The sequence below is a fragment of the Winogradskyella schleiferi genome (genome assembly GCF_013394655.1).
In the GTDB taxonomy this organism is placed as follows: Bacteria; Bacteroidota; Bacteroidia; order Flavobacteriales; family Flavobacteriaceae; genus Winogradskyella; species Winogradskyella schleiferi.
On the sequence record NZ_CP053351.1, the window covers coordinates 4,091,186 to 4,115,976 of the forward strand.

Here is a 24,791-nt window from a genome sequence, read left to right on the forward strand (position 1 = left end):
GAACAACAATATTTCTATTATGTATTTGAATTGTCACACTTATTATAGTCTTCGCTATGGCACTATAAAACCAGAGCAACTGCTTGCCATTGCTTCAGAAAATGGTGTGCGCACTCTAGCGCTTACAGATATAAATACGACGTCTGCATGTTTGGATATCGTTCGACTTTCAGAAAAATATAAAGTAAAACCTGTGCTTGGTGTCGATTTTAGAAATAGTGCAGAACAGCAATTTATTCTTATTGCGAAAAATAATAATGGCTTTAAAAACATCAATGATTACCTCTCCAAATTCCTCCATAATCATGAGTTGAAAATTCCTGAACGACCAGATGAAATATTAGAGGATTGCTTTGTGATTTATCCGTATCAAAAGGGAAAGCACTATGAATTAAAACCCAATGAATTTTTAGGCATTGCACCAAAAGACCTCAACCATTTAAAATTTTCGAAATGGAATATGTTGCGAGAGAAATTAGTGGTGCTAAAAACGGTATCGTTTCAGAATAAAAAAGGGTTTAATACACATCGTTTACTCAGAGCGATTGATAATAACACCCTATTAAGTAAACTTCCAAAATCTGAAGAAGGAAACGAGAAAGATGTCATGTTGCCCTATAATGACTTGTGTGAAACTTATTCGGAATTCCCAAAACTTATCAATAATACCGAGCAGTTATTAAACAATTGTTCTATCGATTTCGATTTTAAAACTGATGACTCTAAAAACCAAAAGTGTTTAACTGAAAATGAAACTTCGGATTACGAATTATTGGAAAAACTCACTTACGATGGTATTCCCTATCGCTACGGAAATGATAGTGAACAAAAGGTTTATGATCGGATTGAAAAAGAACTCAATATTATAAAACAAAAAGGCTTTGTCTCCTATTTTCTTATCAATTGGAAAATATTGGAATACGCACGTAGCAAAGATTATTACTATGTTGGTCGTGGAAGCGGTGCCAATAGTATTATCGCGTATTTACTCAGAATCACAGATGTCGATCCGATTGAGCTCGATTTATATTTTGAACGTTTTATCAACCTATTCCGGCAAAATCCACCAGATTTTGATATTGATTTTTCATGGAAAGACAGAGATGATATTACACGATTTATCTTCGATAATTTTGAGAACACTGCACTTATCACGGTTTATAACACCTTTAAATTTAAAGCTTCGGTACGCGAATTAGGGAAAGTATTCGGCTTACCAAAATCTGAAATGGATTTGCTTACCAGAGGAAAATACCATGTGAATCAACTCGATGAATTATCGCAACTCGTCATTAAATACGCCAAGTATATTCAAGGATTTCCCAATTATTTAGGCATTCATGCAGGAGGTATTTTAATTTCAGAACAACCGATTCATTATTACTGTGCCACATTTATGCCTCCAAAAGGTTTTGCCACCACACAGTTTGATATGGTCGTTGCCGAAGATATTGGGTTGTACAAATTCGATATTCTAAGTCAACGCGGCTTAGGAAAAATTAAGGAAGCGGTTGAAATTATTGACGAGAACTACAAAGACCAACCACCAATTGACATTCATGATATTAAAGGATTTAAGCAAGACGAGCGCATAAAAGATTTACTGAGAAATGCCAAAGCCATTGGCTGCTTTTACGTAGAATCTCCTGCGATGCGAATGCTGTTAAGAAAACTTCAGGTCGATGATTATTTGGGTTTAGTGGCAGCAAGTTCCATTATTAGACCTGGTGTTGCCAACAGTGGTATGATGCGCCAATATATTTTGCGTCATCGTCATCCTGAAAAACGAAAAGAAGCACACCCTGTTTTGCAAAGTATTATGCCCGAAACTTACGGCGTTATGGTATATCAAGAAGACGTGATTAAGGTCGCACATATTTTTGGAGGTTTGGATTTGGGCGAATCCGATATGTTACGTCGTGGTATGTCTGGTAAATTTCGATCCCGCGATGAATTCAACAAAGTGAAACAAAAATTTTTTGATAACTGTGCAAAACGTGGCGAATCATATGATGTTGTTGCAGATATTTGGCGACAAATAGAAAGTTTCGCAGGTTATGCTTTTGCTAAAGGGCATTCTGCTTCATACGCCGTAGAAAGCTATCAAAGTCTATTTTTAAAAGCCCACTATCCTTTGGAATATATGACAGCTACTATCAATAATTTTGGTGGATTTTATAGCACCGAACTTTATGTACACGAAGCCAGAATGCACCATGGAAAAATTGAAGCGCCATGCATCAATCAATCAGCTGTCGAAGCTATTATTAAAGGCAAAACCATCTATTTAGGCTTTATGTTTTTGCAATCCTTAGAGTCTAAAACTATCAATCGTATTCTGAATGAACGTATCAAAAACGGCATATTTCAATCGCTTGATGATTTTATAGAACGTGTCCCGATTTCCATTGAACAGCTATCTATTTTAATAAAAATAAATGCCTTTCGTTTTACAGGAATTAACAAACGTGAATTGCTTTGGGAAGCCCATTTAAAAATCAGTAAAACCATAATTCAAGACCATGTTGTTAATCTATTTAGAACTGAAAAAATCAATTACAATACACCTGAATTACCAAGTACAGCTTTAGAAACTGCTTTTGATGAAATAGAACTGTTAGGTTTTCCTTTGTGTAATCCGTTTTTATTATTGACCACAAAATCAACAGGAAATTTACGTGCCAGACATCTTGAAAAATTAGAAGGCAGGCTCATTATTATTGAAGGGTATTTAATCACTACAAAAAACACCAAAACATCAAACGGAAAAGTCATGCACTTCGGTACCTTTTTAGATCGTGATGGTGATTTTATAGACACGGTTCACTTTCCTCCCATTGCTGCCAAATATCCATTTAGAGGCAAAGGCATTTATAAAATAATCGGTAAGGTCATGGTGGAATTTAATTGTGTGAATATTGAAGTTTCAGAATTAGAACGTTTAGCAATAATTGAAGATCCAAGGTATTCGGTGAAATCGCTAAATCCAACATTTCAGAATAAGAAAAGCTTTGAGGATCTTAAACTGGCACAAGGGTAACAAAATAAAATGAACAACAACAGATCAATAGTACACATGGATTTAGACACTTTTTTTGTGTCTTGCGAACGCCTGCTCGATAGTCGTCTTATTGGTAAACCCGTACTTATTGGTGGCACCAGCGATAGAGGTGTTGTGGCTTCCTGTAGTTACGAAGCCCGAACATTTGGCGTCCACTCTGCCATGCCAATGCGTATGGCCAAACAGCTTTGCCCTGAGGCTATCGTGCTCAGAGGAAATTCTGGTATTTATACCAAATTCTCCAACGATGTCACTGATGTTATCAAAGAAAGCGTGCCACTTTATGAAAAAACATCCATTGACGAGTTTTACATGGATCTCACAGGAATGGATAAATTCTTTGGCTGCCACAAGTTGGCTTCAGAATTACGCCAGAAAATCATCAAAGAAACCGGCTTACCTATTTCTTTTGGCTTATCGCTCAATAAAACGGTTTCAAAAATAGCCACTGGCGAAGCAAAGCCCAATAATGAAATCCGGATTATTTCTGGTGAAGAAAAACCGTTTTTAGCGCCACTTTCGGTTAAAAAGATTCCAATGGTTGGGAACGTCACTTACAAATCACTTTGCGATTTGGGCGTTAAACGTATAAAAACGGTACAAGAAATGCCCATGGAACTGATGCATAAAGTTTTGGGTAAAAATGGATTGGTGATTTGGAAAAAAGCCAATGGTATAGACAACTCGCCTGTGGTACAATATCACGAACGTAAATCCATTTCTACCGAACGTACTTTTGGACAGGATACTACAGATGTAAATAAACTAAAAGGTTTGGTAATTGCCATGGCAGAAAATTTAGCGTACCAATTGCGTCGTGGCCATAAATTAACCGCTTGTGTGACGTTTAAAATTCGCTATTCCGATTTTCAGACGTATACGCAACAGCAACGGATTCCTTATAGTGCCATGGATCATACTATTATTCCTGTGGTATTGGATTTATTCAAAAAACTGTACCATCGCAGGCTTCTAGTGCGATTAATCGGAGTTCGGTTTAGCCATTTGGTAGAAGGCGGCCATCAAGTCAATTTGTTTGAGGATAACGAAATGCACCTCAACCTCTGTAATGCCATGGATAAAATGCGTGAACGTTATGGCGATAGAGCTGTAATGAGTGCTGCTGGTATGGAAGCCAAAACCATTAGTCGTTGGAACCCTTTTAATGGTGAACCACCTCCTTTGTTGGCGAATCGGCATCAATAGTATTAAATATTATCTTTGTTGTAATGATAGAAAAAGAATTTACAATTAGAGAGCCTGATATTTCAATATGGCAAAGTATTTTAATTGCATTTATCCTAACTATTTATTCAACAATTTGTTATTATTTCATCACAACAAATAATGACACAAACATAGTTTTTTTAATAGCTCTTGGTATTGTTGTTATTAATTATATGGTACTTCCTAATTTGACAACAAAATCCATACATCTCAATTTCACCTATAAAAAAATAAAATATGAAACTTCTTTAGGTCGTTTTAGCATTAATCAAAAATGGAAAGATCTAAAAAATTTAAAATATATCTCAGTATTCAAAACAGAAAACGGTTACGAAGTAAATCTATGGCACAATAAAAATGAGATCATTAATTTATTTGTTTATGAACATTATGAAAACGTCGTAAAAGAAGCATTCGCAATTGCCGAAAAACTAGATATAGAATTACTTGATGCAAGAAAAAGAGGTCATCATCAATGGATAGATAAAGAGGTCTATAAAAAGACAGGAAAAATCGAATACTACGACTAATATTACTCATCTACAATTTTATGCAAAACACCTTCGTCACTATAGCCAAATTCCAATATTCCGCAGAAGCCGAAATCATAAAAGGGAGATTAGAATCTGATGGTATAAAAGTGTTTCTCAAAGACAATATCACTATTGATACAGATCCTTTGGTAAGCAACGCCATTGGAGGCATTAAACTCAAAGTACTTGCCAAAGACGAAGAAAAAGCCTTGGCTATTTTAAAATCCATTGAAGCCTATTCTGTCAATGACGACGGTGAACCGATTGTCTGTCCTAATTGCGGAAGCAACCATATTCAGCTCTATTCCACCATCAACGACTTTAAATCCTTGATGTCTTTTGTCATTGGTTTTATTACAGGAACATTGCCATTTAGCACACGATATCAATACAAGTGTGAGGATTGCAACACTGAATTTCCATTAAAATAAGAAACAAATCAAGCTTACACCTTCAAAAAATATTTTTCAACTTTTCTGTAACAAAATTCTTCCGTGATATACTGATATATTGAAAGTCGATCTTTACCCAAATACAATTCACAACTAAACGTATAGAAACGACCTTACCACAATATCCATCAATACCATTGACATTCCTTATTTGGATAGTTACATTCCAATAAAAGATTTCAAAAATAACCATGACTTTAAAAGTCATTCTTGGTGGTGACGCTGTGACTGATTAACTTTCAAAATAAGATGTAATAATCTTACAATGGTCGTATATTTATAAACTCAAATAAAACCCTAGGAATTATGGCAGAATGGTTTTCAAATTTAGAATTTCTATCCAAAATATATTGGTTAGTGGCCATCATTGGCTCTCTAATTTTTTCTGTAGTTATGATCATGGCTTTTGTAGGTGGTGATGCTGACGATATTGGTGATTTGGACTCAGATATTGATGCAGATGGTGCCGGATTTCAATTTATATCCTTTAAAAACCTTGTGGGCTTTTTTACCATATTCGGTTGGAGTGGCATTGCATGTATCGATGCAGGACTTTCCACACCCTTAACCATCATCATATCTGTGATTTGTGGTTTATTGATGATGGTTATTATGGCTGCACTATTCTATTTTATAAGTAAACTTTCAGATAGTGGCACTCTTAATTATAAGAATGCACTCGATGCTGTGGGCGAAGTTTATTTAACCATTGGAGCCGATCGCTCTAAAATGGGAAAAGTGAGTGTTAGTGTGCAAGGTACAATGCGTACATTGGATGCACTCACCGATTCATTTACCGAATTAAAAACAGGAACTATTATAAAGGTTGTCGATGTCACTTCCAATGGCATTCTCATTGTTGACCACACCCGAAAACCCATTGAGCCTACAAAAGCCCAAAACGACCCTTTATTGAGTCATGAGACTCAAAAGAAACTTTCAAAATAAAATTAACCTTCAAATTTCTAAACTATGTATTTACTAACCATTCAAGAGAATTTTAATGCGGAAAGCTTAGGCGGACCAATGCTACTGATTTTCGTTGCTTTATTTATCGTTGTTACCTTACTTATTTTAATAAAACGCTACAAGCGTTGTCCATCGGACCGGATTTTAGTGGTCTATGGAAAAGTGGGCGGCGGACAATCTGCTAAATGTATTCATGGTGGCGCGGCTTTTATCATTCCTGTGATTCAAGATTATGAATTCTTGGATTTAACACCAATTTCTATCGAAGTGAATTTGGTCAATGCCTTATCTAAACAGAACATTCGTGTTAATGTGCCATCACGTTTTACCATTGGTGTTTCTACCGAACCTGGCGTCATGCAAAATGCTGCGGAACGTTTATTGGGATTGGGCGCACAAGATGTACAAGAATTAGCTAAAGAAATCATTTTCGGACAATTACGTTTGGTGGTTGCCTCTATGGATATTGAGGAAATCAATAATGATAGAGATAAATTCTTAACCAATATTTCGCAGTCTGTTGAGACCGAATTAAAGAAAGTAGGTTTAAAACTGATCAACGTAAACATTACTGATATTGTTGACGAGTCTGGCTATATCGAAGCGCTTGGTAAAGAAGCCGCTGCACATGCTATTAACGCTGCACGTAAATCGGTTGCCGAGAAAACAAGGGATGGTTCTATTGGTGAGGCCAATGCCGTACAGGATGAAAGAACCCAAGTAGCAGCCGCAAACGCACAAGCTGTAGAAGGTGAAAATACAGCGAAGATTGCCGTAGCAAATTCCGATTCGTTACGTCGTCAGCGTGAAGCCGAAGCCGAACGCGTAGCCATTGCTTCTGAGAAAGTACAAAGCGCCAAAGCCTTACAAGAATCTTATGCTGCAGAGCAAGAAGCGGAAACAGCGAGAGCAGAACGCGAGCGTTCCTCTCAAATGGCCGATATTATTGTACCTGCAGAAATTGATAAACGCAAAGTAGAGATTGATGCTGAAGCCGAAGCTGAGCGCATTAGACGTAAAGCAAAAGGTGAAGCGGATGCGATACTCTTTAAAGCACAAGCAGAAGCACAAGGTCAGTTTGAAGTGTTGACAAAACAAGCTGCAGGTTTACAGGAAATCGTGAGAGCTGCTGGTAACAACAGTAGAGATGCTGTGTTGTTATTAATTGCCGATAAATTACCGGAACTGGTAAAAACGCAAGCAGAAGCCATCAAGAATATTAAAATCGATAAAGTGACGGTTTGGGATAGCGGAGCCAACGGTGAAGACGGAAAATCATCAACGGCTAATTTCCTTTCTGGCATGTACAAATCGGTGCCGCCTTTACAGGAAATGTTTAATATGGCTGGTATGGATTTGCCAGAGTATTTAAAAGGCAAAGACAAAAAAGAGATTGAAGCAGACGATGCTAAGATTGATAAATCGGATAAAAAATAATCCTTTACTATTTATCACTATGATCTTCACAAAACCAAGACCGACACCTAAACTTATTTATGGTGTTGGTCTTGTTTTACTTGGTATTATCTCCATAATATCTGGTCAGTATCTTGGTTTTATGTTTATGGCTATAAGTCTTTATTTTTTAAAAAGAGATGGTATCGAATTTAATTTAGACAAGAACACCTATCGTGAGATCACAAGCCTATTTGGTTTAACAATTGGACAATGGCAAGACTTTCCTGAAATAGAATATATTTCGGTTTTTAAAACGGATCAAACCTCCAGAGTATGGGTTTCAACGGCTAGTACAAACGTTACAAGTACCATTGTAAAAGTCAATCTATTCTATAATACCAATCGAAAAATCGAAGCCTTCGTTACTGAAGATACTCAAAAAGCTTTTGATGTTGCAAAAGAGATTGCCACTGTTCTGAACGTTGATGTGTTAGATGCTACGGAACGTGAATCTAAATGGCTTTAAACTAAATTTAACTATAATTCTGCTTCCACAATAGTCGTGTTTTAGTAAGGTTTTTTTAACTTTGACCTCGAACTTATCTTGACTTAAAAATTAGAATTTGCAATTAAAACTACAAGACATTCCTCGTGTTGAGACGATCTCAAAAGCTGATTTCTTGAAGCATTATTTTAAACCACAAAAGCCTGTGGTCATTGAGCGGTTTATTGAAGATTGGCCAGCTTACACCAAGTGGAATTTAGACTACATAAAAGACGTTGCTGGCGATAAAACGGTTCCGCTTTATGATGACAGACCTGTAAATCACTCAGATGGCTTTAACCAAGCACATGCCGAAATGAAGATGCGAGATTACGTGGATTTACTGCAGCGCGAACCGACTAAATACCGTATTTTCCTTTGGAATATTTTTAGGCAAGTTCCTCAACTTCAAAAAGACTTTACCTTTCCAGATTTTGGACTTCGATTAATGAAAAAACTGCCTATGCTCTTCTTTGGCGGCAAAGATTCGCATACATTTATGCACTATGATATTGATTTGGCCAATATTTTTCACTTTCATTTTGAAGGTAAAAAGCAATGTATGTTATTCGACCAAAACCAAACCAAATATTTATACAAAGTACCACATGCTTTAATTGCAAGAGAGGATATCGATTTTAAAAATCCCGATTTTGAAAAGTGGCCAGCACTAAAAAACGCCAAAGGCTGGGTTTGTGATTTGAACCATGGCGAAGTTCTTTATATGCCAGAAGGCTATTGGCATTATATGCGTTACATTACACCAGGATTTTCCATGAGCTTAAGAGCCATAGCAAGAAACCCAGTAAACTTAGGCAAAGCCATTTACAATATTCTTGTGATGCGGAACGTCGATAATCTAATGCGACGCATAAAAGGGCAAAAATGGATTGACTGGAAAAATCAAAAGGCCATTACAAACACCAAACGTTTTGTGTAATTTTCTGACGCAGAACTCCTTTGATTTTTTTTAATTCAAATTGATTTCTATTTGTATCTTTGCCCAAATTTTTAAAATCTAAAACATGAAAAATATTATAGTAATAGTCGCAATATTGGCTTTCAGTTTTGGTAATGCCCAAGCTTTTTCAGGTAAAGGCGATACTAAATTTCAGGTTGGTGCTAATTTTCAAGATATGGCCACAGGAATCAATGCGAGTTTCGATTATGGATTAGGTGAAAATATTTCCGTTGGTGTATCTTCTTCTTATGCCTTGGGAGGTGCTAGTGGTATAGAAAATCTTGATTTTGAAGATCGATTTGATTTAAAAGCGCGTTTTAATGCAAATTTGGGCAATGTTATTAACATTGATGAAAATTTTGATTTGTATCCGGGTTTAAACCTCAGCCTTAAAAACTTTGGTGGCCATATTGGCGCGCGTTATTTCTTTACGGCAGGTTTTGGTGTTTATACAGAAGCGAATTTTCCTTTAGCTAAATATGATAAGGACAATATAGTTGATATACACAATCAGTTTACTTTGAATTTGGGTGCTGTTTTTAACATTTAGATAAAAAAAAAGACATAAGACCGCTGCGCTATTAGAGTCAAGAACCAAGACAAAATTTTTGACTTGTTAAAAACAGTATATAAGTTTCAATACTATTTAAACAGAGTGTTTTATTTGGAAAATAATGTTTAAAATTCCAAGCCTTTTCTCCTGATAGTTATCGGGATTGAAAAGGCTTTTTTTATTTAATGTATTCATTCAATTTTTCATACACCAAATGCGATTCCCACCTTCTATACACTAAATAGTTAGCCACCATTTCTTGTTTTTATGCTTAGATACCCAAAAACCAATTTAAAAACTAAATACTGCAGATTCTAAGTATACCTCATGTAAGCCAAAAGCTAGTTTGAGCTCAATTCCTAAATTCCGACAGCGTCGGAATCAACGATTTTCAGAAATAATGAGCAAAAATGGTGATTTTGAAAATAATTCTAGGATTGGAATCAATAGCAAAATAGATCCCTAAATCATTAATGTATTAGCGAATGGCGCTTTAGCGAAATGCAAAAGCATTCACGAATTCAAAATTATACAATATTAATCCATGAGTAATTCCTAACAAATCGTTTTGTCCCGATAGCTATCGGGATTGGTTCGTTTTGCATCAAGGCAACTGCGAAGCAAATCATGAGTTCCATTAAGGGATAGGAATAGACGAATAAAATGAACTCATTAAAAAAACGTATATAACAGGAGATTTTCTACGTTTTTAAATATTCATTCAATTTTTCATAAACCAAATGCGATTCCCACCCTCTATACAATAAATAATCAGCCACCTTTTTTTTCTTCTTGTAGCTATTCTTTTCATTGACTTGGGCTATACGCTTTAACGTTAATTCATCCAATGTTTTATAATAATCGTCTAAATCGATTTCTTTTAAGGCTGTATCAATACTATATTTAGAAATCTCCCTAAATTTCAATTCTCTGACCAAACGGTTTTTTCCCCATTTTTTAATTCTGAATTTCCCACTGACAAAAGCCTTGGCAAAACGTTCTTCGTTTAAGAAATTATGCTGAATTAAATGTACCATAATCACATCTATAGCTTCAGGAATCATGTTCATGGCCCTTAATTTTAACCTAACGTCTTTATGGCAACGTTCCTGATAGGCACAATAATGTTCCAACTTTTTTTGCGCTTCGTTAACGGTATAGGTTTTATGTGGATTCATTGAAGTGATTTAAACTTTTAACATTTAAGCGAAAATTAGTGATTTTTTGGCTAGTTGAAGTCTTTTTTTTGATTTGCATAGCATCGATACGGAAAGAAAAAAAAACAAAAAATAGACGAAAAAGTGCAATTTTTTAGCAAATGGAAAAAGTTTAAATGACTTCGTTACATCAAAAATACGATAGATTAGCCATAAATTTTAATTTTATGGAATTTGAAAAATTAAGGTCTAATTTGTGTGTTAAAATTCTGATGTTACACTTTAACGGCAAACCGTGTTTTTAATAGAAAAATGGTGACAAAATTTAACAATTTGTTAATAAATACGTACTTTACAAAGTCCTGACCTACAAGGATTTTGATGTATCTTTGTGGTTGATTAATTGCTAATTGCTCCCTTATGAAAAAGAATTACTCCCTAGTTTTTATACTTTTCCTGTGTTTTGGTTTGTCTGGTTATGGGCAAGTAAAAATTGATGAAATTACATTTGAAACTGTTGGTGGTTACACAACTAGTATTCCCGAGTTTTCAGATGGCTCGGAAGATTATTTTACTCGAACTGATGGGTCATCTAACATTTCTGGTACTCAAATGGTTTTTGCAAATAAGCAAGGAACCTATTTTTTTGCCGCTCACGATACTAATGGCGATGGAGGCCCAAACACTTTAAGTCTGAATTTTGACAATATTAATGTAAGCGGTTATACTAATTTACAATTGCGTATACACATTGCAGAGGATGATGATGGAAGCAATCAAGATTGGGATGGTGATTCATATATGCACATTACAGGAATAATAGATACATCATCTTCTCAAAATATATTATGGGTTGAGGCTGCAAGCGGTACGAATAGTGAGCCTAGATTAGACAGTAATTTCAATGGTATAGGAAATGGAACAGCCATAACTGACACCTTCACTCAATTTGTTGCAAATATTTCTGGGACTGGAAATTCTCTAGATATTCAAATCGAATTTAATGATTTAAATGACGGAGACGAAGACATTGCAATAGATAATATAGAAATTTGGGGAGTTTCATCATTACCATGTATTGCACCAATAACCCAACCAACAAGTTTAGTATTAAATAATATCACTTCAGCTTCAATTGATGGATCATTTATTCCAACAACTGCAGATGAGTATTTAGTTGTGGCAAGCACATCACCTACGCTTGGCGCAAATCCTGTTAATGGAACATCATACTCTAATGGTGACCCATTAGGTTCTGGTACTGTGATCCAAAGTTCTAATACTACAACATTTACAGCAACAGGATTATCGCAGACAACACAATATTACTTTTTTGTCTTTGCACAAAATAATTCTAGTTGTACTGGTGGACCTGTTTATAACACGACGAATCCTTTAACTGGAAATTCAACTACTTTAACTGGGCCATGTTTAGAAGAAGGTTTTGAAGGAGGAACTAGTAATCCAACTGGCTGGACCAACAATGATTCTTATTATAACATAGGAGATGCTAATAATGGTAGTTATAAAGCTGGAATGAATGACAATAATGACTGGATTAGAACGGAGCAGTTAACAGACCCTAGCGACTTAAGTTTTTGGGCACGTGCCTCAGGTGGTTCATCAAATTACACTATCACTATTCAATATTCACCAGACGGTGTTGCGTGGTTTGATAGTTCACAGATCTTTGCAAATGGAAGTAATACCGGAGACATTACAACGACCTACCAGCAATTCAATTATAATCTAAATCTAACTGGCAATTATTATATCAGGTGGTTCATGAGTCCTAGATCTAGTGGTTCGTTTTACTTTGACGATGTAGAAGTTTTTTGCGGAACTTCTACTCCTGAACCAGAACTGCAACTTGTAGATAATACGTCTACCAATCAAAACTGTGGTTATACTATAGATTATGGAAGTGTTGGTATTGGCAGCACTTCAGATTTAACGTTTGAAATTGAAAATATTGGTAGTTTAGACTTAACGGTTAGTTCTTTTGGTATTACTGGTGATTATACTATTGTTTCTCCTGCTCCTCCACTTACTATTACATCTGGTAACTCGCAAACTGTTACTCTACGATTTACTCCTGTTTCTGATGGTACCTCGACTGGAGCACTTACTATTAATAATGACGACATAGATGAAGGCACTTGTATTGTTAACTTAACTGGAGTTGGTTTTACGCCTGGACCAAATATCAATGTTAGAGGAGTAATCGGAAGTATTCCTACTATTGCAAATGGAAGTATAACAACATCATCTTTAAACAATACCTACTTTGCTCAGCAAACTATAAACACTACATCGCAAACTAAAACATTCAGAATTGGTAACGAAGGAGGTACTGCTAATTTAAACGTTTCTAGCATTACACTTTCGGGTAATACTGCTGACTTTTTTGTAACCTCAAGTTTTACAAATCCGTTCGCCATTGATACCTTTCAAGATTTTACTATTACTTTTCAACCAACTACATTGTCTGGTTTAAGAAGTGTCACAGTTTCAATTGCTAACACAGATTCAACAAAGGATCCTTATACATTTGTGGTCGAAGGTATTGCAAATTGCGCTGCTGTAAGTGGGTCAATTTCACCAACCGAAGGTCCTGCAGGTACTACTGTAACCATTGTTTCTCCTGGTAATGACCTTACAGGAGCAACGGCTGATTTAAATGGAGTTACGCTAACACCTGTTTCAGATAGTACTTTAGAGCTAGTAGTTCGTTTGCCTAATACAATACTAAGTGGTGGACCGTTAAGTATTGAATTATCTAATGGGTGTGTTTTTAGCAGTACATTTACACTAATTGATAATACAATTGCTGGATGTCAAACGACTTCTAGTGCTGTTGTTAGTGATTTATTTATTAGTGAAATAACAGATTCTCCTTCAGGCAGTCTAACTTATATAGAGCTATATAATGCCACAGGTTCGCTAATTAATTTTGCAACTACAAACTATAGCATTAGAATCTATAATAATGGAAGTACCTCAACATTTAACGATTTAATTCTTGACTCAGGTACAGTTGCAAGTGGCAGTACTTACGTAATTTCATGTGGAACTAACGATGCACAATGTCCAGTTACAGGTGGTGATGGAAGTTTAGCACAAGTAAATTTGGCTACTATTGGCGCTAGTATTAATTTTTTTAGATCCGGAAATCAAAATATCGGACACGATTATATAGGATTATATTCTACCGCAGCGATTTCAGTCTCAAATCCAACTGGAAATATAGATTCTTGGGGATCTTTTGGAGACCAAACATGGGCTACTGGTTTAGGACTAGGAGACAAAGGCGCAAATTTTCAAAGAGATACAAACGCAACATTTCCAAATACCACATTTTCGACTGCAGATTGGATAATTACAGATTGGACTGATGCTGATTGTAGCGATGTAGATTATTCTACTATTGGAGCATTCGACTTTTCTACAGGATTACCACCCACCATAACGTTACAACCTATTGCACCAGCATTCGAATGCACTTTTTCAGCAAGTTTAACTATTTCAGGAACTGAAGGATATGACGGTCCAACGCCTGCAGACACCCAAAATTTAGCATACCAATGGTATTTTAATCAACCAGGAACTTCAACTTGGACTGAAATTTCACCTGCTAACCCCAATTATACAGGGCAACAAACTGCAACATTGAATATTATTGATACTATGAATTTAGATGGCTATCAATATTATTGTCAACTAAGGGAAGACAGTGACACCTGCTTTGAAGCATCCAATGCCGTTAAACTCGATGTACGTGTATCCATTTGGGATGGTACTTGGTCTGTTCCTCCAGCAATAGATCGCTTTGCTTTAATTGATGACAACTACGATACTTCAGAAATAACTAATGGTGAAATTAGTTTTGAAGCCTGTGGGTGTACCATTACCAATAATCATGAATTATTTATCTCTGACAATGATTTTGTGCGTATTGATAATAACTTAGTTGTAGATGGTAGTTTAGTTGTTCGACCTTATGGATCATTTGTTCAAGTAGACGATTTAGGTACTATTACAGGTAATATATTATCGAATAAAAGTAAAATACAGGTTATTAAAAAAACAGCTTTATTAAATTCAAGTCAAGAATATACTTATTGGAGTTCGCCAGTATCCGGAGAAATTGTTAGTGACGGATTAGCTGAAGCAAATCTCAACCGCGTTTTTTCTTTTTCCGGAGAAAACTTTTTAGATGCTACGAGAGAACTAAATAACAATAATGGCACTCTACCAGGCCAAGATGATATTGACGATGATAATAATGACTGGCAAGCAGTAACAGGTGCAACTGTAATGTTACCTGGTACCGGTTATGCTGCAACACAAGGTTTTGCTCCGTCTTTTCCCACACAACTCGATTATATTTTTGAAGGGCCTTTTAATAACGGCGTTTATAATGTTCCTATTTATAGAAATGATTCGGAAACTAATGATAACAACTGGAATTTTATTGGAAATCCATATCCTTCGGCAATTGATGTTGTCAGTTTCTTAGGCGCTAATGCAAGTATAGACCAAAATGCCGCTGGCAGTATTTACGGCGCTATTTTCTTTTGGTCACATAATACTGTAGCAGATGGTAATACTAATGGGAATGAAGCATTGAACTATGCACAAAGTGATTATGCCATTATGAATGGTTCTGGTGCAACAATGGGCGGCGACATGATAATGCCAAATCCGTATATTCCATCTGGCCAAGGTTTCTTTGTCTCTATGGATGATAGTGCACCTTCAACACTAGTAGGTGGAAATATAAGAACTACAGATGTTATTTTTAATAATAGTATGAGAGTTACCGAAAATAACAATCAATTTTTTAGATCAGCTTCTAACGCTACCAATAAATTATGGTTAAACTTAACCACAGATAATGGTGTATTTAACCAAATACTCATTGCCTATATTAATGGTGCCACAGATGCTAATGATGGAATGTATTTTGATGCTGAAAGACAATTATCTACAGAGACTAATGCCGCTATATTTTCATTATTAGAAAATTCTAATGCTTTTAAATTCGCAATTCAAGGAAAAAATCCGGATCACTTAAATTTAGAAGAAATAATTCCTTTAGGATTCAATACTAGTATTGATTCTCCTACTTTATATACAATTTCAATTTATCAATTTGAAGGTGAATTTTTGACCGAAAATAATATTTATCTCAAAGATAATTATCTTAATACGTATAATAATCTTTCTACAAGTGACTACACTTTTACATCTGAATCTGGCGACTTCAACGACCGTTTCGAAATTGTATTTACTACTACAACGCTTTCTATAGATGATAATTTTATAAACGCTAACGCTTTAACTATTGTTGAATTACCAAATGGTGATGTTGAATTCAAATTAAATTCTAACAAAAACGTGATTTCCAAAGTTGAAATTTTAGATGCTTTAGGAAGACGTGTTTATAACTTAAAAGGCAGCAATGCTACTGAAGTGTACAACTTATCTCAATTGAGTCAATCGGCTTATATAGCTAAAATCACTTTGTCTAACGGCCAAGTTATTAGCAAAAAAGCGATTAAACAACGCTAAAATTAAAATCCTCTATATTATGTAAAATAAGCCTCATCAAAAAAATGAGGTTTCTTTTATATAGACCATATGTAGCAAGACCTAAGCGGGAATCAACAACAGATTCCAATTTGGGTTCACCCGTAGTTACTTCGGGTGAAATTCGGGTATTATCCGTATAGCTTCCGTATACGCCCTATATCTGAGCCGTATGGCCATAAGATAACTTGTAGGTCAACTCAAAAGGTTATAACGTATATTTTAAAGCTAAAATTAAATTTCTACCAGCGGCCGAAATTCCCGAAGAATAAGGTCTGTAGCGTTGGTCGGTAATATTTTCCAAGCTTGCCGTAATGCTTAACTTATCGTTGTACTGATATTGGGTTCTAAAATTAAGTGTATGCCAAGATGGTGCATAAGGATTTCCGTTGGAGTCCAAGGCATAGATATAGTCTTTTTCAATTTCTGAAGGTGCCAATTGATTATAAGAAAGTTCATTATTGTAAACCACAAAGGCATCTAATTGTAATTTATTGTTTTTCCAGATGAAATGCGTTCGCCCGAAATTTGGAGCCACATGCCTCACAGGTTCTTCTATACCATTATTGTCTTCCGTTCCACCAATAACATTATATTGGGAACGCAATTTTAAATATTTAGAAAAATTGATCTCCAAACCTACTTCAAACCCATAAATCCAAGCTTTTGAAGCATTTTGTATAGCTTGTACTGTGCTTAATTCGCCATCATACATAATTTCTGTTTCGCCATTTAATTCATAAGCTCTTCTGATTAAGGCATTATCTAAAAAGGTGTAATAGGTTGCCATATCCAGTATCACTTTGTTTTCAAAATTCAGCTTTAATCCTAACTCACCACTATAGGCATATTCTGCTTCAAGATTGTTATTTGGTACCACTACAGCTCCAGGTTCACTATCAAACACCTTACCGATATCATCTATATTTGGTGCCCTAAAAGCTGTGGAAGCGTTTAATTTCCATTGCATCAATTCACTTGGCGACCATGTAAAACCAGCCGTTCCAGTTAATGCACCAGTATTAATCTCAACTTCATTAAAAGGGAGATTTAAAAATGTATTGTTCTCCGTAAAGTCCGCTTTAGCTATCACTTGATTGTAGCGCAATCCGGTTTGAAACACAAATTTAGAATTGGGTTTATACTTTAAGCTGGCATAAGCCGCCATAGATTGCCATGTAGAGCCATCTGGATAGCGCGTTACATTGGGAGCGGTTGCATTGGTTTCAATATTTTCTTCATGCCCTTCTGAACCTACGGTATTGTGCAGATATTCTGCACCATAAAAAATGCTCGTTTTGGTATTCAAGTTTTTCTCCAAATCTAGATTAAAAGACACCGCATCAACAGATTCTGATCTTAGCTCGCGGATGGCGGATTGATAATCCCTATCTTCCCTACTTTCCTTAAAATTTTGATAGGCTAAAGTGGTCTGTATTTTATCATATAGATTAGAATTACTGCTTAATTTGGTTATTTGAAAATTACCCATAACCCATTGCTGTGGGCCGTAATTCCATTCGGCTGAGCGTAAATCATCGCCTCTGTATCTTAGTAACCGATCATACCTAGAATAATCTGAAGTCGTAGAAAAGTACAATCCAAAATCAAAATTAAGATTGTCGGATGGTTCGTACCTTACTTTTTGCATTAGGTTAATTTGATCATAACCTGTAGGCGTTTGCATTAATGGGTTAGGATTGGTCACGATTACATCTGCGCCATTTTCCCTTATTACAAACTCTGGTCTAAGATAGTCGGTCGGGCCATTACTACCCATTCTAAGATCATCGAAATTGGTATAGCTGGCACTCGTTAAAAACGCCCATTTCCTATAGCCCAGATTGACATCAAAATGACCGGTTTTTTCTTCATTGGCACTAGCGTATCTGGCTAACACATTTGCGGTTAAGTACAAATCATCCCTATAGGATAATTGTGGTTTTTTAGTGTAAAAACTCATAACACCACCAATGGCATCACTACCATAAACCACAGAACCTGCGCCTAAAGTGACTTCTGTGTTTTTTATGGCAAACGGATCTATAGAAATTACATTTTGAAGATTACCTCCTCTAAATATAGCATTGTTCATTCGCACACCATCAACCGTTATTAAAAGTCTATTGGTAGAGAATCCTCTTATCATTGGACTACCACCACCCAACTGACTTTTCTGAATGTAAATATTCCCTGTGTTTTCCAATAGATCTGCGCTGGTTTGCGGATTTGCCAAGGCAATATCTTTGGCGTCTAAACTTACGATGGTTTGTGGAATATCACGTTTTTGTTGTTCGAATTTAGAGGCTGAAATAACGATTTGTTTTAACCCTTCCACTTTTGGAATAAGATAGACGATATAATTGTTTTTGGAAATTTCAGATTTTGTTAGTCTTTGTTGTTCATATAGAAAATCTTGGAAAACAATCATCTCATTTTCACTAAAATGCGATAATGATGCTTTACCATCCAAATCCGTGATTCTAGTCTTGCTTTTCTTAAGATTATAAAGCGTCACTCCAGGAATTGGTGTTTCGCTATCTGCTTCTAGAACAGTAACGGTTTGCCCATAAGACAGTTGCAGAAATAGAACTAAAAAAATAAAATATATTAGAGTGTTCTTCACTTGTCAACGCATTATCCTCTTAAACTCTCGGCTTAATGAAACACCTCATTAAGTACTTGTAATGATTTAGGTTTTTTAAAACTGCCCAAATGTAATTCAAAATAATGCAACAAAAGATTTAAAAACTCCTGTCTTTGTTTGGCATTGATCTTTACTTCGTTTAGGGCATCAAAGTTTGTGCCTAACAAGCATTTCAAGAGTGTTAAATTTTCACCAGAAATGGAGTAAATTCCATGGTTTGACGCTTCAAAGATTCCAGATTCCAGATTAAAATAGCTATGATCTGTATTTAAATTTTCGGGTTGAAATCCTAAATAGCGCGTTAACTTCAATAAAAATAATAAGTGAAAATTCGAAAATTGTTCCTCATTATCCAAATACTGTAGAGCAACTGAAATAAACTGGAATAAACCTTCGTTCTTTTCTTCTTCCTTTAGAACATTAGAGAGAATTTCAGATAAAAAAAGTACGATAGCACTTTTATAAATGTTGGTATGAAGACTTTTGTAGATATAGTTAAACTTAACCTCACTTATAAAATGAAGCGATTGATTGGGTTTAAAATTTTCTTCTATTTGAAGTTGTGACAAAGCTTGATAATACACGGTTTTGGACAAGCCTTTCTTGGATTTCAAAACACCTCTTAAGAGATAACTGACCACACCACGTTGTTCCGTATAACACTTTACAATAAGGTCATTATCTCTATACTTTAATTTGGAAAGAACAATACTATTGTTTTTAGTGCGCATGTTTTAACGGACTATTAGGACTTTTAGGACTTTGGTTTCAAAAGACTCTAAATCGGAAATCATAATTAAATAAACACCTGTGCGCACCACCGAATTAGCCAAATTTTTACCGTTCCAAATGGCTGTCCCACCATCTATAGCAAAATTATAATTGGTGTTTGAAGATCTTAAATTGATATTGGATTGTGCTTCTGCAACCAAATTCCCTTCAATATCCGTGATTTTAATATTGACACGCTCTGTTAGTCCAGTCACTTTTACACCTTTATTGATGTCGTTAAGATCATTATATCCTAAAACGTCATATTCTGGTCGCACCGGATTAGGATACGCAAAAGCGTCTTGTAAGGTATCTTGTGGCTTCGATCCTCCTGCTTTAAAGGATAAGAGCCCTTTATTTGTCGCTATATAAACAGAACCATTATTAGGATCTACTGAAATATCATTGATTCGATTGGATGGTAGAGGGGAATTGTCAGTTGTAAAATGATATATGGTGGTTTGCCCATCGGAAGAGAAATAAAATACGCCAGAATCTCCAGTTCCAATCCATTTATTATTAGAACCGTCTACTTCAATGTCAGTTATGGCTTGACCTTCCAATAATTCTTTGGGAATGCCGTCTTCTAAAATGATAATTGAACTTAACGTCGGGTTATTGTCCTCATAAAATCCAGAAGTATTGTAAAGTACTCTAAGGCCAGAGTATGTGCCGACCCAAAGTTGATTTCTATTATCAACAGCTAAAGAGGTAACGAGTGAAATGGGTAAGTTCTGATCTTCTGTATTAAGTACTCTAAGAGGACTATCTGAAATTGATTCATTATAAGCATATAATCCATTTAAATAACCTCCAATCCATTTCGTGCCATTACTATCTATATCTAAAGCAAAATAACCCAACTCATCATTTATGGCATCTTGTATAATACTTGAAAAATCATAGCTCTGCCAATTTCCTGTATTTGGATCGTATGATTTTAAAGGTTCGAATAATCGCGCGGTCACAGACCATAAAAGACCATTAGCATCAAATTTTGTAGCAGATACACGAAGGCTTCTGAAATTTGGTGAGCCTGGTAAAACCAAAGATTCTAAACCACTATTGGTTTCGTCATAAAATGTAGTGGGTTCAAAATTATTTATTTCCAAAATTCCATCTTGAAATGAGCTTATAAAAACCTGGTTAGACATGAAAGGGTTTATAGAAATTTGCGAGAGGTTTTTTGCCCCAAAAACGTCATCATATGGAATACTCTCCCAAACATCATTTCTAAAATAACTTAAGCCTCTTGAACGTAAAGGAGAGGGATCTAAATCAATTGTATAATCCCCAAAGCTTGTCCAAACAACATTAGTTTCTGCGTTAAGCCTAAATGTTTCGTTAAATAAAGGACCATTAGGTAAAATTTCTGTATAAATTTCAGTATTAGATACCGAATTGCTTAGGACACCTAGACTTTGAGTACCTATATAGATAGATTCGTTTAATGTTATTGCTGAAGTAAAATCGGAATCAAAATCAGTATTAGGTTGAAAAGTATTGACCAATTGTATGTTTTCATTATATACGTAAATAGCATTTGTAGTAGAATAAATGAGATTAGAACCTGAAACATCAGCATCTAAAGGTGATAAGGGCAAGGTTATTGGCGTATTTATTGAGACTCCATCAATTTCATAAATTACGTTATTACTTCTAACCGCGTATATTTTATTATTAACGGTATTCATGGTTTGATAATTCCCTATAATAATGGTCTGCCATTGCCCAAAATCAATGAGATTTGGGTTCGTTAAATCCGCCTTTTTAACGCCATTGTTATTTAAGCAGGCTACATAAATTTCGTTGTTTAAAATTGAAACTTGTTTTACGGTAATCTGAGAGCCACCATCTCCAAGAAAGTAGGTGTCCCCAAATTCCAAGCGTTCTAAATCGTAAATTGAAACTCCGTAATCCGTGGAAATATAAACTAAACCTTCATTTTCATAAAAATGATTGATACGTTTATTGACAGGTGTAATATTTTGTTTCTCCAAGATATCCACTACGGTTAAAACTTCGCGCTCTGTTTCTGAATAAAGCTCAATTAAACCAGTCTCATAACCAATAACTAGATATTGATAAACTTCACTGTAATATATGGTCGTAATTTGCTCACCAGACAAGCCGTCTATGGTTGTAATTGTAGTGATCTCATTCGTTGACGTATCATATTCAAAAACCGCGTTTTGTGCCGCAGCATATATTTTATTTTCACCGCTTACAACATCAACTATATTATTATATGAGTAATGTGCTTGCCATAACGATGAGAAATCCTGGCTAAAGCTTGAAGCCGAAAACCAAAAAAGAATAATAGAGATTTTTAATATAGTCTTACGCATTAAAAATATAAATTTGGTCAAAGATATTTAATAGTAACGATAATAAAGTGCTATTCATATATAATGTCCATAAAAAAAGCTCCCATGGTTTCATACCATAGAAGCTTACTATTACTTACTTTGTTGTTTTTTTAAATTACACCTTGAGCCAACATCGCATCTGCCACTTTTACAAAACCTGCAATATTTGCGCCTCTGATGTAATCTATAGAGCCATCTTCGTTTTCTCCATATTCTACACAAGAGTCGTGGATATCTTCCATAATGTCCTTTAACTTTTCGTCAACTTCTTTCCTTGTCCAGCTCAATCGAAGTGAGTTCTGACTCATTTCTAAACCAGAAGTGGCCACTCCTCCTGCATTCGATGCTTTTCCTGGAGCAAACAAAATTTTGGCCTTTTGGAACTCATGCACGGCATCTGGTGTTGAAGGCATATTTGCACCTTCTGATACACACATACAACCATTAGCTATTAATTGTTTCGCCTCTTCCCCATTTAATTCATTTTGAGTTGCACAAGGTAATGCTATATCACATTTTTCTGACCAAGGTCTTTCTCCTTTATGGAATTTGGCATTCGGATATTTATCGACGTACTCGCTAATTCGGCCACGTTTTTCATTTTTGATATACATCACATGTTTCAACTTTTCAGTATCTATGCCATCTTCATCATATATATAACCTCCAGAATCTGAAAGTGTTACTACTTTAGCTCCTAATTCTATAGCTTTTTCAGCCGCGAATTGCGCCACATTTCCAGATCCAGAAATCACAACCGTTTTACCATCAAAAGAGTCCTCTTTTCTTTGCAGCATGTTTTGGGCAAAATATACAGTTCCATATCCTGTTGCTTCCGGTCTTATTAAGGAGCCTCCCCAAGATGCACCTTTTCCTGTTAAGACTCCAGTAAACGTATTCTTTAATTTTTTATACATCCCAAACATAAAACCAATCTCTCTAGCTCCAACACCAATATCTCCTGCTGGTACATCAGTATTATGACCAATATGTCTAAATAACTCCGTCATAAAAGCATGGCAAAAACGCATAATTTCATTGTCTGATTTGCCCTTAGGATCAAAATCAGAACCTCCTTTACCACCTCCCATGGGTAATGTGGTCAACGAGTTTTTAAAGACCTGTTCAAAAGCCAAAAATTTTAAAATACTGGCATTCACAGTTGGGTGAAAACGTAAACCGCCCTTATACGGTCCAATAGCAGAGTTCATTTGAACCCTATAACCTCTATTGACTTGGATTTCTCCTGAATCATCAACCCAACTAACCCTGAATGAAATCAACCTTTCTGGTTCTACCATTCGTAAAAGAATGTTTTTTCCGTTATAGATATCGTGTTTAGCTATATAAGGAATAACTGTTTCTGCGACTTCTTGAACCGCTTGTAAAAATTCCGGTTCATGCCCATTTCTTTCTTTTACAAGATCTAAAAATGCTTCTATTTTTTTTTTCATTTATTTATTATATTATTTCGTTCGAAAAATGATTGAAAATTGTTAAAATCAACCTATTAGATTTATTGAAATATTGCACAAAAATCATTTTAAGTGACTTTAATTTAGAAAATTATAATATATTGTGCGAATATATTTAATATCCACAAAAATAAGTGTTTAATTTTTATTTATCCCTATTTAATTTTTCAAAATCAACATTAACCCGTTTCTTTATAAAATAATAAAGTGTGCATTTTATCCGTTTTATTTGGTAGTTCGTCGAGTTTTTATATATTTGCTCGGCAAGAGTCTCAATTTTAAAATTACATGATAATAGATATAAAAAAACCAATCGTGCTATTTGCATTACTTTTATCAATGCAATTTAGTTATTCTCAATTAGGCTTTTCTCATGAGGTTGGTATTATTACTGGTCCTGTAGCGTTCCAGTCAGATTTTGGTGAACGTAATGACTTTGAGACAAATTCAGGTAATACAGGGTTTGGAATTGGCATAGTCTACTATATGAACTTTGATTATCTTACTAATTACTACTATAATTCAGCAAGCAATTATTTTACCGATCACTTCAAGGTACGAGCAGAAATATCTTGGAACAAAACTAAACTCAACCATTTTGGTAAATGGGTAGATGCCGAAAGAACAGGTACTAGTGCGGATAAACTAAGAGCCCATTCTGGTGAAGCCCAAAATTGGAACTTAGGCGCACAATTAGAGTATTACCCATTGAGTATTAAGGGATTTTCGCAAGGAGCATTTCCTGTTACACCTTTTGGGAGTTTTGGTTTACATTATGTATCGTATAATCCAACCACTCAAACATCTTATGGAGATCAAAATATAGATAACTTCAATAATTTCTATCCACAATGGGAACCAGGATCAATAGATGACACAAGTGGTTCTGCTTGGTCTGTTGTTGCTAGTGTAGGAGCGCGCTACAAGCTTACTATTCTTTCAGATTTAATGATAGATTTAAGATTTCAGCAATTTTTTAATGATTCTATCGATGGTTTGGACCATCAACTAGCATCCAACAAAGCCAATGATTGGTTATTGTGGTTAAACTTTGGTTATATCTACTACTTCGATTAAAGTTT

The 24,791-nt window shown here is 35.3% G+C and carries 16 protein-coding genes; 11 read left to right on the forward strand and 5 right to left on the reverse strand.

Features of this window, described 5'->3' with window-relative positions; genetic code table 11:
* Positions 1–19: 19 nt before the first annotated feature.
* From HM990_RS17665 to HM990_RS17705, 9 genes are all read left to right on the forward strand, one after another.
* Positions 20–3,040: a DNA polymerase III subunit alpha gene (locus tag HM990_RS17665; RefSeq protein ID WP_178990930.1), complete on the forward strand. Its 3,021-nt coding sequence runs from the start codon at positions 20–22 to the stop codon at positions 3,038–3,040.
* A 9-nt stretch (positions 3,041–3,049) separates the two neighbouring features.
* Positions 3,050–4,267, forward strand: coding sequence for a DNA polymerase IV (dinB, locus tag HM990_RS17670; protein WP_178990941.1), 1,218 nt, complete (start codon positions 3,050–3,052; stop codon positions 4,265–4,267).
* 23 nt (positions 4,268–4,290) lie between these two features.
* The gene (locus tag HM990_RS17675; RefSeq protein WP_178990943.1) at positions 4,291–4,818 is read left to right on the forward strand and encodes a hypothetical protein; all 528 of its coding nucleotides are present in this window, start codon (positions 4,291–4,293) and stop codon (positions 4,816–4,818) included.
* Positions 4,819–4,838: 20 nt separating this feature from the next.
* Entirely contained in the window at positions 4,839–5,252 is a 414-nt protein-coding gene (locus HM990_RS17680; RefSeq protein WP_178990946.1) for a putative signal transducing protein, read from the forward strand.
* A 327-nt stretch (positions 5,253–5,579) separates the two neighbouring features.
* Positions 5,580–6,221, forward strand: coding sequence for a hypothetical protein (locus tag HM990_RS17685; protein WP_229719307.1), 642 nt, complete (start codon positions 5,580–5,582; stop codon positions 6,219–6,221).
* 24 nt (positions 6,222–6,245) lie between these two features.
* Positions 6,246–7,679, forward strand: a complete 1,434-nt coding sequence (locus tag HM990_RS17690; RefSeq protein WP_178990948.1) for a flotillin family protein — start codon at positions 6,246–6,248, stop codon at positions 7,677–7,679.
* A gap of 19 nt (positions 7,680–7,698) precedes the next feature.
* The gene (locus HM990_RS17695) at positions 7,699–8,166 is read left to right on the forward strand and encodes a hypothetical protein (protein WP_178990950.1); all 468 of its coding nucleotides are present in this window, start codon (positions 7,699–7,701) and stop codon (positions 8,164–8,166) included.
* Between the two features lie 97 nt (positions 8,167–8,263).
* Positions 8,264–9,124 carry a cupin-like domain-containing protein gene (locus HM990_RS17700; protein WP_178990952.1) on the forward strand — a complete coding sequence of 287 codons (861 nt, stop codon included), beginning with the start codon at positions 8,264–8,266 and terminating at the stop codon, positions 9,122–9,124.
* 85 nt (positions 9,125–9,209) lie between these two features.
* On the forward strand, positions 9,210–9,695 hold the full coding sequence (locus tag HM990_RS17705) for a DUF6646 family protein (protein ID WP_178990954.1): 486 nt from the start codon (positions 9,210–9,212) through the stop codon (positions 9,693–9,695).
* Between the two features lie 704 nt (positions 9,696–10,399).
* Here the strand turns inward: HM990_RS17705 and HM990_RS17710 are convergent.
* Entirely contained in the window at positions 10,400–10,876 is a 477-nt protein-coding gene (locus tag HM990_RS17710) for a regulatory protein RecX (RefSeq protein ID WP_178990956.1), read from the reverse strand.
* A gap of 399 nt (positions 10,877–11,275) precedes the next feature.
* Between HM990_RS17710 and HM990_RS17715 the strand changes: the two genes are divergently transcribed.
* Entirely contained in the window at positions 11,276–16,429 is a 5,154-nt protein-coding gene (locus HM990_RS17715) for a choice-of-anchor D domain-containing protein (protein ID WP_178990958.1), read from the forward strand.
* A gap of 226 nt (positions 16,430–16,655) precedes the next feature.
* On the opposite strand, the gene HM990_RS17720 is transcribed toward HM990_RS17715, so the two are convergent.
* The 4 genes from HM990_RS17720 to gdhA form a co-directional block, all read right to left on the reverse strand.
* On the reverse strand, positions 16,656–19,073 hold the full coding sequence (locus HM990_RS17720) for a TonB-dependent receptor plug domain-containing protein (RefSeq protein ID WP_178990960.1): 2,418 nt from the start codon (positions 19,071–19,073) through the stop codon (positions 16,656–16,658).
* A 32-nt stretch (positions 19,074–19,105) separates the two neighbouring features.
* On the reverse strand, positions 19,106–19,825 hold the full coding sequence (gene recO / locus HM990_RS17725; protein WP_178990962.1) for a DNA repair protein RecO: 720 nt from the start codon (positions 19,823–19,825) through the stop codon (positions 19,106–19,108).
* A 3-nt stretch (positions 19,826–19,828) separates the two neighbouring features.
* A complete protein-coding gene (gene porZ / locus HM990_RS17730) occupies positions 19,829–22,213 on the reverse strand; it encodes a type IX secretion system anionic LPS delivery protein PorZ (RefSeq protein ID WP_178990964.1) in 2,385 nt (794 codons plus the stop codon).
* A gap of 131 nt (positions 22,214–22,344) precedes the next feature.
* The gene (gdhA, locus tag HM990_RS17735; RefSeq protein ID WP_178990966.1) at positions 22,345–23,688 is read right to left on the reverse strand and encodes an NADP-specific glutamate dehydrogenase; all 1,344 of its coding nucleotides are present in this window, start codon (positions 23,686–23,688) and stop codon (positions 22,345–22,347) included.
* A gap of 309 nt (positions 23,689–23,997) precedes the next feature.
* Here gdhA and HM990_RS17740 point away from each other — a divergent pair, with 309 nt between their 5' ends.
* Positions 23,998–24,786, forward strand: coding sequence for a THC0290_0291 family protein (locus HM990_RS17740; protein WP_178990968.1), 789 nt, complete (start codon positions 23,998–24,000; stop codon positions 24,784–24,786).
* Positions 24,787–24,791 lie beyond the last annotated feature (5 nt).